This is a genomic window from Brevibacterium sp. CT2-23B (assembly GCF_013168765.1).
Taxonomy (GTDB): Bacteria; Actinomycetota; Actinomycetes; order Actinomycetales; family Brevibacteriaceae; genus Brevibacterium; species Brevibacterium sediminis.
In genome coordinates this window covers 935,734-949,105 of the sequence record NZ_JABBYK010000001.1, presented here as the reverse complement: position 1 = coordinate 949,105, position 13,372 = coordinate 935,734, and the positions used below count along the sequence as shown (strand labels likewise).

The 13,372-nt window shown below is 59.3% G+C and carries 11 protein-coding genes; 4 read left to right on the top strand and 7 right to left on the bottom strand.

Going from position 1 to position 13,372, the window contains the following annotated elements:
- Positions 1 to 46: 46 nt before the first annotated feature.
- Complete coding sequence (locus tag HIM68_RS04405; RefSeq protein ID WP_172169889.1) at positions 47 to 649, top strand: TetR/AcrR family transcriptional regulator; 603 nt, start codon at positions 47 to 49, stop codon at positions 647 to 649.
- A 91-nt stretch (positions 650 to 740) separates the two neighbouring features.
- On the opposite strand, the gene HIM68_RS04400 is transcribed toward HIM68_RS04405, so the two are convergent.
- The 6 genes from HIM68_RS04400 to dctP are packed head-to-tail and all read right to left on the bottom strand — an operon-like array spanning position 741 to position 5,879.
- Positions 741 to 1,463, bottom strand: coding sequence for an IclR family transcriptional regulator (locus HIM68_RS04400; protein ID WP_253903706.1), 723 nt, complete (start codon positions 1,461 to 1,463; stop codon positions 741 to 743).
- 47 nt (positions 1,464 to 1,510) lie between these two features.
- Positions 1,511 to 1,885, bottom strand: coding sequence for a cupin domain-containing protein (locus HIM68_RS04395; RefSeq protein WP_172169883.1), 375 nt, complete (start codon positions 1,883 to 1,885; stop codon positions 1,511 to 1,513).
- Positions 1,882 to 3,069: a CaiB/BaiF CoA-transferase family protein gene (locus HIM68_RS04390; protein ID WP_172169880.1), complete on the bottom strand. Its 1,188-nt coding sequence runs from the start codon at positions 3,067 to 3,069 to the stop codon at positions 1,882 to 1,884. The genes HIM68_RS04395 and HIM68_RS04390 overlap by 4 nt, the downstream gene beginning before the upstream one ends.
- Positions 3,066 to 4,358: a TRAP transporter large permease gene (locus HIM68_RS04385; RefSeq protein ID WP_172169877.1), complete on the bottom strand. Its 1,293-nt coding sequence runs from the start codon at positions 4,356 to 4,358 to the stop codon at positions 3,066 to 3,068. The genes HIM68_RS04390 and HIM68_RS04385 overlap by 4 nt, the downstream gene beginning before the upstream one ends.
- Entirely contained in the window at positions 4,358 to 4,891 is a 534-nt protein-coding gene (locus HIM68_RS04380; RefSeq protein ID WP_172169874.1) for a TRAP transporter small permease, read from the bottom strand. Before HIM68_RS04380 ends, HIM68_RS04385 begins: the two co-directional genes overlap by 1 nt.
- Positions 4,866 to 5,879 (bottom strand): TRAP transporter substrate-binding protein DctP, encoded by a 1,014-nt coding sequence (dctP, locus tag HIM68_RS04375; protein WP_253903705.1) that lies wholly within the window; start codon positions 5,877 to 5,879, stop codon positions 4,866 to 4,868. Before dctP ends, HIM68_RS04380 begins: the two co-directional genes overlap by 26 nt.
- 566 nt (positions 5,880 to 6,445) lie before the next feature.
- Here dctP and HIM68_RS04370 point away from each other — a divergent pair.
- Positions 6,446 to 6,706 (top strand): hypothetical protein, encoded by a 261-nt coding sequence (locus HIM68_RS04370; RefSeq protein WP_172169870.1) that lies wholly within the window; start codon positions 6,446 to 6,448, stop codon positions 6,704 to 6,706.
- A gap of 540 nt (positions 6,707 to 7,246) precedes the next feature.
- Here the strand turns inward: HIM68_RS04370 and HIM68_RS04365 are convergent.
- On the bottom strand, positions 7,247 to 8,470 hold the full coding sequence (locus HIM68_RS04365; RefSeq protein ID WP_172169868.1) for a hypothetical protein: 1,224 nt from the start codon (positions 8,468 to 8,470) through the stop codon (positions 7,247 to 7,249).
- A gap of 53 nt (positions 8,471 to 8,523) precedes the next feature.
- On the opposite strand from HIM68_RS04365, the gene HIM68_RS04360 reads away from it, so the two are divergent.
- Both HIM68_RS04360 and dxs read left to right on the top strand, forming a co-directional pair.
- Positions 8,524 to 9,060, top strand: a complete 537-nt coding sequence (locus tag HIM68_RS04360) for a hypothetical protein (protein ID WP_172169866.1) — start codon at positions 8,524 to 8,526, stop codon at positions 9,058 to 9,060.
- Between the two features lie 2,328 nt (positions 9,061 to 11,388).
- Complete coding sequence (gene dxs / locus HIM68_RS04355; RefSeq protein ID WP_172169864.1) at positions 11,389 to 13,329, top strand: 1-deoxy-D-xylulose-5-phosphate synthase; 1,941 nt, start codon at positions 11,389 to 11,391, stop codon at positions 13,327 to 13,329.
- Positions 13,330 to 13,372: the final 43 nt, after the last annotated feature.

Genomic DNA, 13,372 nt, shown 5'->3' with positions numbered 1-13,372 from the left:
AAGAATGGTTACAACTGTCACACCGGAGTCGCGATATTGTCAAGGTATGGCTCGACCAAAGAATCAGGCACCCCGCCGGGAAGCTCTCATCAGCGCGACGTTGAAGACTGTTGGCGAATCCGGATTGAGATCCGTGTCATTGGCGGACGTGGCGCGCCGGGCAGGCCTGACAAGAGGTGCAATTCTCTACTATTACGAGGATCTCGATGCGTTGTTGGTGGAGACTCATCGGGCTGGTGTGCAGCGTTTCTGTGACAGTCGAGACGACGCTATTGCCGACATCTCGGACCCGCAAGAACAGCTTGCGGCTGCAATCGATGGGGGACTACCCAGCGGTCCCGACGATGCGCTCATGCGATTGCTCTACGAATTCGATGTACTGGCCGGAACCTCCGTTGCACACAACGAGATGGTCGAGGGCATGTTTACTCGCCAGATGCAGATCTATCGCCAAGTTCTCACCGCCGGAGTAGAAGCGGGAGTCTTCTCGCTAACTATGCCGATCGAACAGCTGGCCATGAACCTTGTCGCTTTGGAGGACGCTTACGGGCTCCACATCGTGGCGGGGAATCATTTGATCACAGTCGAGCACGCAAAAGGGGCGATGCGGGCGGCGGCTTCAGGATTGGGCGCACGTCCGACGGGCTGAGGGCGAATTTCGAAATATCGTGAAGAGCCGTTCACTACAGGATACTGGACGGTTCACAGCTAGAACGATCGAAACGGTAGGGCCCCACCGCCTAGGTGAAGGCCCAAACGTCGAGACCACTGCTGCTGATCGCCGAACGAGCAGTACCGACCATTTCTTCAATATGCGGTCGCATTCGGACGTTTGGGCCGCCGACCGTAATGGCTGCGGCCAAAGACGAGCCGATCTTGAGCCCGAGTGCGAACGCGGACACATCTGCGACGGTTTCACCGATGTTGAGGCCGTAGCCTCTGTTCCGCACTGATTCGATCTCGGCGTCAAGGGTCTCCGCCTTGAGATCTTCTGACGTCAAGACGTGCGCCTTGAGCTCTGGAGCCTCCGACGCTGCCAAAAGAATCTTGCCGGCACTCGTCGGCCACAGCGGTCGGCGGGTGTGCATCTCGGGGTTGTAGCCGATCCGCTGGCTGGACGGGACAGAGTGGACGTAGGTCAGTTCGTGATCGAGGAATACGGCGAGCGTGATGGTTTCACCGAGTTCGCTCCCGATCGTGTTCATCACAGGTGCCGCAAGTTCGACGAGTGAAGTCGCCTGGGACGCCAGCAGGGTATGAGCACCGAGGCCGAAGACGAAGTGTCCAGCTTCGTTTTCCTTCAAGTAGCCCTCGGCTTCGAGTCCGCGCACGAAGCCGTAAACGGATGACTTCGGAGCGTCCAAATGTTCGGCGATCTCGGTAAGGGATGCGCCGTTGGAGGAACGCACGACGAACTCGAGGATGCCGATGACACGGCTGACCGTCCGGTGCTTCTCAACCATGAAGCCAGCCTAGTTGACGTGCTCGGCCGCAAGCTGACGTTTCATGTTCATTCGATCGTGTCGTCGGTAGCAAGGGCGGGGTAGTAGACGTTGATGAGCTCCAGTGGCTCTGATGAGAGGACCTCGACGTGATGAACAACGTCGGTGGGGATCAGCACAGAGTCACCTCCCCCCAGTTCGAGGGTTTGTGCACCGAGTTCGACTGAACAGCGGCCAGAGAGGATGTGGAGGAATTGGGTGCTCTTCAGATGGCGGTGGGGGAGTGCAGATCCGCCGAGCTCGATCGTTCCGCGTACGACAGAGACTGCGCCGTCGGCATCGTCGCCAGGCAGCAGCCTGAGGTTTGATGTCAACGTGTGGCGCGGAGGAGTGTAGGCCTCGAGTTCCTCACCGACATAGTGCTTGATCGATTCGTTGGTCATTTGTTTCTCCTTTGTTCGATGATTGCCGTGATGGCCTCGCGATCTCCGTCGGCTGTTGAGGCCAGATTGACTGGCTGCAGCGGTGACTCGGAATAGCCGACGTTCGGCGTGGTTCGCCAATAGCTGCCTTCTGTGGGGTGATCGACCCGCTCCACGGTCCCGCGTCGCCTGAGATATTCATCGTCGACGAGGTCTTCGATCCTGTTCACTGCTTGGGCCGGAATGTCGTGGTCATGGCAGAGCTTGACGACTTCGCTTGTCGACCGGTGAGCGGCGAATTCGGCGATGAGGGCCTGTGTTTCTTCGACGTGGGCGTTGCGGTCTCGGTTCGTTGCATAAGGTACAGCTCCGTCAGTGACGGTTGGATCGTCAATGGCGAGGAAGTTTCTCCATTGTCGGTCGTTGTAGGGGAGCACGCAGACCCATCCGTCTGTGGTCGGGTGCGGTCGCCGAGCGGGATTGATTGTGCGGTGCCAGCCTGCGTCTCCCAGAGGGGGGTCGAAGGTGTAGTCGTTGAGCTGCTCGACCATGTTGAAGTCGGACATCACATCGAACATGGGAACATCGACCCACTGACCGAGTCCGGTGACATGGCGGCGGTGGATCGCTGCTAGTCCGGAATAGACCATCGTCAGGGCGCAGACTTTATCGGCCACGACGTAAGGAGCGTATTGGGGTCGGCCCAATGATTTGCGATAGACATCGCTGAGACCACTGGCTGCTTGAATGATGTCGTCGTACGCTGGCCGGTCACGTTCTGGGCTGTTCGAAGAGAATCCTTGCGCCGTGATGAGAACGCATTGCGGGTTGATCTCAGCTACGGAGTCCCAGTCGAACCCGTATTTCTGACGTTGTCGTGGGAGGTAGTTGGTGACGATGATGTCAGCAATTCCGATGAGTTCGTGAAGTGTGTGCTGGTCATCGGCGTCTGAGAAGTCGAGTGTGATGTTCTTCTTCCCGTCTCCTAGGCTGAGCGCGGCGGCTGACATCCCGGGATTTCGGGATTGGCCGGACCGTCGGATGACATCTCCGCTGGGAGCTTCGACGTGGATGACCTCTGCACCGAGCTTGGCGAAGAGCCGTCCGGCCAGGGGGCCCATGATGACCGTGGCGATCTCGACGACTATCAGTCCGTCGAGCGGCCCCTTGACCTGAGTATTCTGCACGGGTTGCGTGTGCGTCATAGACTTCCCATCATTTCTGGCAGTATGAGGACCATTTGCGGAAAGGCGAAGAGCAGGACTCCGACAGCCAAGATCGCGAAGACGAACGGAATGCTGCCGCGGAAGACATCCTCGACCGGCATTCTGGCTGCTTGAGCGACGACGAAGACGTTGAGGCCGAGCGGGGGAGTGATGAGCCCGATTTCGGCCAGCAGAATGACGACGATTCCGAACCAGACTGGATCAAATCCCAGCTCAGTGACAACGGGCAGTGTCACCGGCACGGTCAGTGCGATGATCGCCATCTGGTCCATGAAGAAGCCGAGGATGAGGTATCCAACGGCGATGATCGCGACGATGACGATCGGAGCTATGGGCAGCGCCGAGAGGGAATCGACCAGATGAGGCGTCACCTGCGACTCGGTGATGAAGTGGCCGAAGACGTGGGCGGCCATGATGATCGTCAGGATCATGATCGATGAGCTCAGAGCTTCAGCGAACGATTTTGTCAGGTTCGCCCAGGTGAGCTTCTTCTTGCCGAGCATCAGTCCCAGTGCGCCCAGGCATCCGACTGCGGCGGCTTCGGTTGCGGTCGTGACTCCGAGGAAGACCAAGCCGACGACGATGATGAAGAGCGCAGCGATCGGCAAGAGGCCGGCAAGACTGCGGAACTTCTCACGCCCAGTGCTGGCTTCACCTCGTGGTGCTGATGACGAATTGAACGTGATCAGAATGGTGATCGTGATGACAAGAGCCACAGCCACGAGGAGGCCAGGGATGATCCCGGCGATAAGGGTCGGTCCGACTCCTGCTTCGGCTGTGATGGCGTAGAAGATGAGGAGCACACTCGGAGGGATCATGGCCGCCAGCGTTCCTGCTGCGGCCACGACTCCGGCGCTGAGGCGCTTATCGTAGCCCTGGCGAATGAGTTCGCCGGTCGAGGTATGAGCAAGAGTGGCTGCCGCGGCAGTGGACGACCCCGAGACTGCAGCGAAGACCGCTCCGGCTCCGACAGCTGCGTGTGCCGTTCCGCCACGCATTCGGCCAACGAGGACCTTTGCCGAGTCGAACAGGCTGGAGAGTGCGCCGCTGTGGAGGACGAACTGTGCCATGAGGATGAACAGCGGGATAGCTGCCAACGAATTATTGCTGACCGCACTTTGCGGGATCGTCATCAGTACGCCGATGACATCGGCTGGTCCGCCGAGTGCCAATAGGCCGACGATGCCGCTGATCAGGATGGCGAAGGCGATCGGTATCCGGAGCAGGATGAGCGCCAGCAAGAGTGCTGTGATGGTGAGTACTAGCATCAGGCTGCACCGCCTTTGAGGAAGGTCTTGGACTCCAGGAGAATGACTACAGCGGTGAACAGGCTCCCGAGCGGGAGGAATGTCTGCCAGATCCAGCTATAGATCGGCAGCTGGGATGACAGCGGCGGTGGAATGTCTCCGTGTTTGAGCGCTTCGAACATCGTGATCGTCCCAGCGATGGCCAACGCGGCGATTCCCACGAAGACGACGATGAAGCTGAGCCATCGTGCGGCCGACTGCACTTTGGCAGGAAGGTGCTCGTACAGCATGTCCGCGGCGACGTGTGCGCTGACTGCGTAGCCCCACGGCATGCCGAGGAAGATGATGGCGGGCAACAGAACCTTTTCGATAAACGAGACGTTCCACCCAAGTGGGCTTCCAGCGAAGTATCGAAGCACTACCTCAGTCAGCATGAGAACAGTGATCAGCGCGAGCGCTACGATCGCACACCATTTTGATGTGGACACGATCGCCGTGTGGATGCTGCCGTAGCGATCAGTGGAATGGTCAGGAGTTTGATCGATTTCGCTCATTCGTGGTCACCGCCTTCTCGAATTCAGTCAGTACTTCGGTGCCGGGGAGGCCAGCCGAATCGAGGCTGGTAGCCCAGTCAGACTTGGCGCGGCTCAGTTCACTCGTCCACTGTTCTTTGGCGTCACCGGTGATCGGGACTAATTCGACGCCGGCGTCTTCCATCAGTGATTCAGCTTCGGATTTTTCCTTATTGAGGCCAGCGCACAGCGATTGCTGAGCCTGAGTGGCGGCATCAGTGACTTTGTCCTGATCCTGCGAGCTAAGACCATCCCAAGTGCGTTCACTGATGACATAGGGGATACCAACAGAGCCGAGGTTGAGTCCCTTGGTCGAATATTTGGCGACCTGCTCGAGGTTGTAAGAGGGAACACTGACGAATGGCATGGCGGTTCCGTCGACCGTGTTACGTGTCATCGCCTCGTAGGTATCGGCCGCAGACATGCTCACTGCCGATGCTCCAATGGTTTCCATGGTGACGTCGAATGCGCCACCCGAGGAACGGAGGAGCAGTCCACGCACGTCAGCGGGATCTTCGACTTTGGTTTTGCTCGTCATCACTTCGTATCCGGGGATGATCGAGACCCAAAGCGGTCGAAGTCCGCGGTCTTCGTACTCCTCTTTATAGAGGATCCCGTCCTCGTCGAGGAGGTCCATCATCGAATCAGAAGCGACGCAGGCATCTGTCGTCATCATCGGCAGGTCGCCGACGCTAGACAACGGAAGTTTGTCTTCCAGATACGCAGCAGACGCTGGTCCGATGTCGATGTTGTCGGTGGAAATGAGAGAGGCAAGATCCTTCGCGTTCCCCATCTGACCTGACGGGTAGTACTCGGTTTCGATGCCGTCTTCTTCTAGCTTGTCGAGGAAGACGCTGACACCGTATTTGCCGAACGGGTGCTTGGGAGAATACGAATCAGCCAGGCTGAGTGTTGGGTTCCCTGGATTTTCCGCTGGCGCACAGCCAGCGGTCGCAGTGACCGCCAGCATCACGCTAGTGGCTAAGGGGAGCAATGACTGTTTGAGTTTTGGGCGCGTGCCCGGGCTTTTGTATCGCGACATGACCTCGCTGTCTTTCGCATATAAAAACGATAGTTCGTATATCCGAAGAACAGATTACGCAAGAGATCCAATCCAAGTCAATTGAATACTCGACTCGCGGACTTTGCGTGGGGCCGAGGCTTCTTCGCGATACCGGGTCGGCCCGTCAGACGATCTCGAGCCATCATCGTGCGACGTGTTCCCATGTTGTTCCACCCCTAGTTCCTCGGACATTCACTTCGCGCCATCACGATTGTGTGCATGGTGACCATCGGTACATGGAATCTCGAAAACCTATTCCGGCCAGGAGAGACCTCCGGACCCAAGAGCTCTCAGGAGTACGAGAGCAGGCTTCAGGCATTGGCCGCGACGATCACAGATCTCGCTCCGGATGTCCTCGCTGTCCAGGATGTAGGAGACCCGTCAGCGCTCGATGATCTTGCGGGCCAGCTCAAGGGCACATGGCGCACGGCATTAGCCGAGCCCGACGCCCGTGGCATCCGTGTCGGGTTTTTTTGTCCACATCGGCGCGGACCAAGGTCGAAGAATTCTCGGATTTCCCCGACGGACTGTCGCCCGTGCAGGTTAATGGCAAGGGCGGAACGATTGAGCAGATGGGTCGCCCCATGCTCAAAGCACGAATTCGCAAAGACAGCGAGATAGTCGACATCGTCTCAGTCCACCTCAAATCCAAACTGCTGTCGTACTCCGGCGGTCGATTCTCACCCCGGGATGAAGTCGAACGTGCACGCTACTCCGTCTACGCTCTCCACTGACGGGCGGCTGAGGCATCGGCAGTTCGCGCCGGAATTGTCGACCTTCTTGGTGGCGACGGACGTGAGAATAGCGTCATCGTCGCAGGCGACCTCAATGACGAACCTCAGGCGGCCACGACGCAGATGCTGTTCGGACCCGGTGGCTCGGAGCTCGGCACGACCGGCTTCGATCGGACCGACAAAGGCGATGCCGATCGAATGTGGAACTTGGATCGGCTGATCCCGGAGGAAGAGCGGTTCACATGAATCTATCGTGGCCAGCGCGAGCTCATCGACTACATAATGGTCAGTCTTGCGCTGACTGGTGTGGTGGAGTCGGTGACCACCGGTGGGGCAGAAATTTCACCAGTCACCGACTCTCCCGGTCGGCTCAATGCTGCTGAGGCGTCGGACCATCGCCCCGTCGTCGCGACTTTCATCCTCATCTGAGCATCATTACATTCTCGACGATTGCGGGTTCGTCGAGTCGGACCAGAACCGAGCGGCCTCGGTCACGACGGATCTGTCCCGACAGGCTTCAGGCCGTCACGCATCCATTCATCAGCGTCTCGGGTTTCGACGGCTCCATTCCCGCCATTCTTCGTAACTCAGATCTGGACGTTCACCGTGCGGCAGTCTGATTGTCCTGAGCGGGTCGGAGGCATCAAGGTGCCGCTCGGACCATGCCAAGTACTCGCCCAGTGCACAGAAGTCCTCGTCGTCAGGACCTCTGAGCCTCACAGCGTGCCGCAGCCTGTCTACAGTGTCGGCTAGCTCGCTGTGATGGGCGAGATCGGATCTCAGTTGATCAAGCGTGTCGAACCACGAACCATACCGTTCTGCGTGCTGTCGGAGAATCTCTGCCCGACGTCGTTCTTCGGCGATCTCGATGTCGCGCTGTCGCCGCCGCTCGACCAGTTCGCGTTCCTTGACCGAGGCCGCAGCGATACCTTCGACCGCTCGGGTCAGCTTGTCCTCGATTTGTGTCGCCACAGTGTCTTCAATGACGTATGCATTGGAGGAGCTCTCTCTGATCTCGAGCCTCATCCTCTCCGTCTGCACGAAGTCGTATTTAGGGGCGAACGACCACCTGTACCTCTCCTTGTCGGCGATCTCCTTCTCGGTGAGCTCGTGGTCGACGCGCTTCTGTCGCATCCGAAGTCGAATCGCGACTGGTTTGTCGCCGGCGTCGATCGTAAACAGATCGGCACCGGGGGAGACTTTTGTACGACGGTCGGTCCAAGGGTCGCGACGGAACGTCGACGGATTCGGCGTCACTATCCAATCTCGGCGGATCGCTTCTTGAGCAAGGGCGTGAAGAATGAGCAGAGCTCGTTGCTGCTGTTCCTTCGGCACTTCGAGACGCGCTTTGTGATCAATGATCTCGCGCACTGCTTTGTGCGGACGGCGCAGCTGAGTAGGGATGTCGATAACGTCGGGCGATTTGTGGGGCGCGGTCGGTGTCGGCTCTGGCTTTGACGTGACGGCAGTCGGGTCTTTAGGTGACTTGCTGGGTGCGGTTCGAGGCTTGGGAAGTTGATTTCGACGGCGGTTGAAAGGGGCTCGATTCGTTTGTGGATATCGGCCGTGCTCGAGGTAGTAGGTGCCTATCTCGGTGATCGTGGCATCCCACTTTCCGTTGCTCTTGCTGACCTTGATGAGTTTTCGGTCTCTGAGTGCACCGGCGCTCATCTTGAACGTATCGTTCGGTGGATTGTCTATGTCCGCGCCATCGGCCACCCAGCGAAGAACTTTGAGTTGCATATCGTTGACAGGTCGGTTCATATGGGTAGTTTCTCACTGGAACCTCGCGACTAGTGCCATGCCATACTATTTAGATGAGCCAGGAACTATTCGACGAGCTGAGCCACGAATTCTTGACGTCCTCCAGTACGATGGTTTTTACTCAGCTTGGTCTGTCTAAGTTTGCTGATTCGGCCAATATTCGACCTACCGCCAGCAATCCTGATCCACTCATGACGATCAGCCAAGACGCGCCCACCACACCGGGTGCTCGAATAGATGCTCGATGGCGACTCAGCGATCTTAATGGCGCAATCGACACGAACGGCTGGTTGCGCGAATGGCTCACTCATGCATGGATCACGCTCATCTTCGCTCGGTGGGAGAATTATTATCGACCAGAGTTCGCGAGGCTTGAGGGAGTCGAACTCAATAAAATTTCGTCAGATGTCATGGGTGATTTGCGGCACTTGAGGCACGATATTGCCCATCACAATGGGGTCGTTTCTAAAGATCATGGCGTCAAGTGCAAAACGGTGACGCGGTTCAACGTGGGTGACAAAATTATTCTCAGTCCAGACGAAATTCGTTTGCTCCGAGACAGTCTCGAAGTGGTCGTCGATCGGGAGTAGTCGGTTCGCTGGCTAGCACATAGACGACTGCGGTCGGCGAGCTATATCGGATGGTTCGGTTGCACATTCCTTATCGACTATTCGCCCCGTCGGGCAGGCGAAGGGGAGTTTCATGTCAGACCTACCTGCCAATATGTACGTATGACAGGGGACTCGCCGAATCAGGAAGACCTCGATCGGCTGCGGACTGACCAATCTGGCAAATGCTGGTGGTGCGGTGGAGCTGCTGACAGTCGAGAGCACAAACACAAAGCAAGTCTTCTTCGCCAAATGTGGGGAGAAGACGGACTTTATCTTGGTCGGGACGGGCAAGAACTTTGGTCTGTGCCGAGTGTGAAGAGCAGCGCCGTCAAGTTTGGAAAGACGTTGTGTCGCGAGTGCAATAACGCCCGAAGCCAACCATTCGATGAGGCATACGACAAATATGCGAAGTACGTTTGGGAGCATGCGCGAAGTCTCAGCCACGCAAAACAAATTGACTGGGCCGATGTCTATGGGCCGGATTGGCAAGAGTCAGTGCGCGATCTCGGGAAGTACTTCATAAAGGCCACCGGGTGCTGGATGGCGGACGGTGGCTTTTCTCCCCCTGCTGTATTTGTACAGTTCCTCGAAGGTGGGCCTCTGGTTGACGTGGCAGTCATGCCTATGAGGCAACAGTCGGCGACTCTGGCATATCGGGCAATGCGGCTCGGGGGAGAGCTCGATTTCGACCGGGGGATTGGTTTTCTGGATGGAAAAGCATGGCTCAATTCAGAGCGTACAGACCTGGCCGGATTCGATCAGATCTCTTACATCAGTGACATTTGTGTGCGAGTTGCATGGCACGATCAAGGCGGGCCCGGGCCTGTATTTTGGGACACCCGGGTCCCGCCCTTGATGGTTATGCCAGCAATGTTCTCGCAACGGGTGCTGGCTATGAGGATTGGCATCAGGTCACTTCGGGAGCGGATGGTTGGGATTCTCCGCCGTCGTGACACGGCCGGGGCAGAACGAGGTCAGAGCGATAGAGAGTAGGCTAGGTTACCCGGCCAACCTTGGAGGATCTAGCTTTCAGCTCAGATGTGCGATCCTCGGCCCGACAAGAAACAGGCGGGCGTTGAGGGTTTCGACTCCGCGTGTGTGTTTCACCCAGCCCAGCGTTGCACATCCCCAATCGTTTGTTCGCCCCGGCTAGTAGGGGAAGGCTGCACATGATTGTTGATTAATGCTTCGGGATACTTGTGCGGCTGGGGCATCGCTACCCTTATTAAAGGTCGAATGGTGGAGTCGGTGTGGACTAGCTGAGGTCGAGGACGATCCTTTTGGTCCAAGTTGTCCGTCAGCTGAGGCGGGAGTCGTCGACGATTTCAGGTGGAATGGTCCGTTGTCGGCATTGGTTACGAAGGACTCTTGTCATTCGGCTCGTGCTGGAGAATGCGAGTGAACCGCTGGTTTCTGTATAACTGTCGCTACCGCAGGACGTCGACGTAGGTGCTTCACCAACTGAGCGGAAGCGATATTTGAACGGCCGATAAGCCCCTGACCTGCACTTTTGTAAAGCAGGCATTCCAATTTCGGCAAGCTTGGTCATCGAAGCATGTCTCAGTACGTTCTACGTCAGCTCGCAGAAGCCTGATCGCAGGAGACGCTGAGGTGCTGTGAGTCTCCGACTTGCGGCAGTCGGTTCGCGCTGAAGCGCTGAGCTGGAGCACAACGAAGGCCGGTGGGATTGTTCCCACCGGCTTTCGTCGTGCCCGGGCGCGTGTGACGGTGCCGTTCGTTGATCGAGTATCCCTCACCGTTCGCGTCACGTCCTCCACGCAGTTCGGCTTCCGTCACCGTTCGTGGCAAAACACACTGCTGCCAAGGAATCCGTCACCGTTCGTGGCAAATCGCCTCGTTGCAGCGGTGCGCTGTGCGGCGAAAGGTGAGGGACGGTCGCTGTCGTGCGGGATTGTCGGAATGCGCGAGCACGTCCTCAGGAATCCGTGCGCTGGTGGTCGGCCACCTCGGCGTGAGTGGGGGTGGGCGCAAATGCGACCATCACTCATCGGCAGTCGCTCAACACCGTGCTGCGACGGGGTGGTGTGCCACGAACGGTGAGTGGTGCGTTCGCTATGGTGCGAATTGCCGGCGCCGAGGCGGTGTGACCAGAAGGCTGAGGGGTGGTGTGCCGCGGGGAGGTGCAGCGGGAAAGCTGAGGGATACTGCGCCGAGGCGGTGCAGCGAGAAGGCTGAGGGGTACTGCAGCGCGGAGATATGTCGCGAAGGGTGAGGGACGCATCTGTGAGCGATAGGATGGGGCGGATGGAATCTGTCCGCCAACGATGTCGTCAGAACTGAGGCCGCATGACCTTTCTCGAATCCCTCGGCTCGCCTGCCGATCTGCGTCGACTCTCGGCTGGCGAATGCGAAGTGCTGGCCAAAGAGATCCGCGACTACCTCATCACGACCGTGTCCGGCACGGGCGGACATCTGGGCCCCAACCTCGGAGTCGTCGAACTGACCATTGGCCTCCACCGCACCTTCGACTCGCCGCGCGACACGATCATCTTCGACGTCGGCCACCAGACATATGTGCACAAACTGCTCACCGGCCGCCGCGAGGAGTTCCCCACCCTGCGGCAGCGCGACGGCCTCTCCGGCTACCCGAGCCGGCGCGAGAGCGAGCACGACGTCGTCGAGAACTCCCACGCCTCGGCCTCCCTGTCCTGGGCCGACGGCATCGCCAAGGCTCGCCAGCTCTCCGGTGAGCGAGACCGTCACGTCGTCGCCGTCATCGGCGACGGAGCCCTGACCGGGGGAATGGCCTGGGAAGCTCTCAACACCATCGCCGCCGACACCTCCACCCCGCCGAGGCGGCTGGTCATCGTCGTCAACGACAACGGCCGCTCCTACGCCCCGACCGTCGGCGGATTCGCCGTCCATCTCGACGAACTGCGCACCACCTCGAGCTACGAGAGGCTGCTCACCTGGGGCAAGGAGACACTCCGCCAATCCGGCCGACCCGGCCGCGCCGCCTACAGCGCCATTCACGGCGTCAAACGCGGTCTCAAGGACATGGTCAGCCCACCCGAGACCGGAATGTTCGACGAACTCGGCATCAAATACTTGGGCCCCGTCGACGGACACGACCTGCCCTCGGTCGACAAGGCCCTCCAACTGGCCAAACAGTTCGACGGCGGCCCCATCATCGTCCACATGATCACACAGAAGGGCCACGGATTCGACCCGGCTGTCAACGACGACGCCGACCAGTTCCACTCCGTCGGCGTCATCGACCCCGTCACCGGGAGATCGACGCCGTCGAAATCGACGTCATGGACCTCCGTGTTCGGCACCGAGATCTGCGCACTCGCCGAGGAACGCGAAGACATCGTCGCCATCACCGCCGCCATGCTCCTGCCCGTGGGGCTGGCGAAATTCGCCGAGGAGTTCCCCGACCGCGTCTTCGACGTCGGCATCGCCGAACAGCATGTGGTCGCCTCGGCGGCGGGCCTGTCCTACGGCGGACTCCACCCCGTCGTGTGCATCTACTCCACGTTCCTCTCCCGCGCCTTCGACCAAGTGCTCATGGACGTCGCCCTCCACCGCCAGGGCGTCACCTTCGTCCTCGATCGCGCCGGCATCACCGGCCCCGACGGAGCCAGCCACCACGGAATTTGGGACATCGCGATGCTGCGCGTCGTCCCCGGACTGCGCCTCGCCGCACCCCGCGACGCCGCACGGCTGACCGAAGAGCTGCGCGAAGCCGTCACCGTCTCGGACGCCCCGACCGTGGTGAGATTTCCCCGCGGCAGCGTCGGAGCCGATATCCCGGCGCTGAGGCGGCTCGACGACGGCGTCGACATCCTCCGGGAATCGTCCGCAGAGGCCACCGCCGATGTGCTCATCGTCTCCGTCGGACCGTTCGCCAGGTTGGCCGGGCAAGTCGCTGACATGCTGGAAGGCCGCGGGATCACCTCCACAATCGTCGACCCCAGATGGGTGCTGCCAGTGCCCGCATCCGTCATCGACCTCGCGGCTGACCACAGTCTGGTGACCGTCATCGAAGACGGGGTGAAGATCGGCGGTGTGGGTTCTCAGATCCGCTCCGACCTGCGCGAAGCCGATTCGCGGATCGGGGTGCTCGAACTCGGCGTGCCCGATGAGTTCCTGCCGCAGGGGACACGTGAAGAGATCCTCGCCGAGGTGGGCCTCGACGTCGACACGATCGTGTCCGAAATCCTCAAGGCCCTGCCTGCCGAGGTGGCCGATCGAGCCGCTCAGAGTTCCCGCCGCGCGGTGTGAGTCCATGCGCTCAGGGGCGACGGAGGCCCGACGCCGCGGGACT

Bases quoted from the DNA above. Each gene is read 5' to 3' on its own strand.
- HIM68_RS04405 (WP_172169889.1), top strand. From the start codon at position 47: ATGGCTCGACCAAAGAATCAGGCACCCCGCCGGGAAGCTCTCATCAGC.
- HIM68_RS04400 (WP_253903706.1), bottom strand. From the start codon at position 1,463: ATGGTTGAGAAGCACCGGACGGTCAGCCGTGTCATCGGCATCCTCGAG.
- HIM68_RS04395 (WP_172169883.1), bottom strand. From the start codon at position 1,885: ATGACCAACGAATCGATCAAGCACTATGTCGGTGAGGAACTCGAGGCC.
- HIM68_RS04390 (WP_172169880.1), bottom strand. From the start codon at position 3,069: ATGACGCACACGCAACCCGTGCAGAATACTCAGGTCAAGGGGCCGCTC.
- HIM68_RS04385 (WP_172169877.1), bottom strand. From the start codon at position 4,358: ATGCTAGTACTCACCATCACAGCACTCTTGCTGGCGCTCATCCTGCTC.
- HIM68_RS04380 (WP_172169874.1), bottom strand. From the start codon at position 4,891: ATGAGCGAAATCGATCAAACTCCTGACCATTCCACTGATCGCTACGGC.
- dctP (WP_253903705.1), bottom strand. From the start codon at position 5,879: ATGCTGGCGGTCACTGCGACCGCTGGCTGTGCGCCAGCGGAAAATCCA.
- HIM68_RS04365 (WP_172169868.1), bottom strand. From the start codon at position 8,470: ATGAACCGACCTGTCAACGATATGCAACTCAAAGTTCTTCGCTGGGTG.
- HIM68_RS04360 (WP_172169866.1), top strand. From the start codon at position 8,524: ATGAGCCAGGAACTATTCGACGAGCTGAGCCACGAATTCTTGACGTCC.
- dxs (WP_172169864.1), top strand. From the start codon at position 11,389: ATGACCTTTCTCGAATCCCTCGGCTCGCCTGCCGATCTGCGTCGACTC.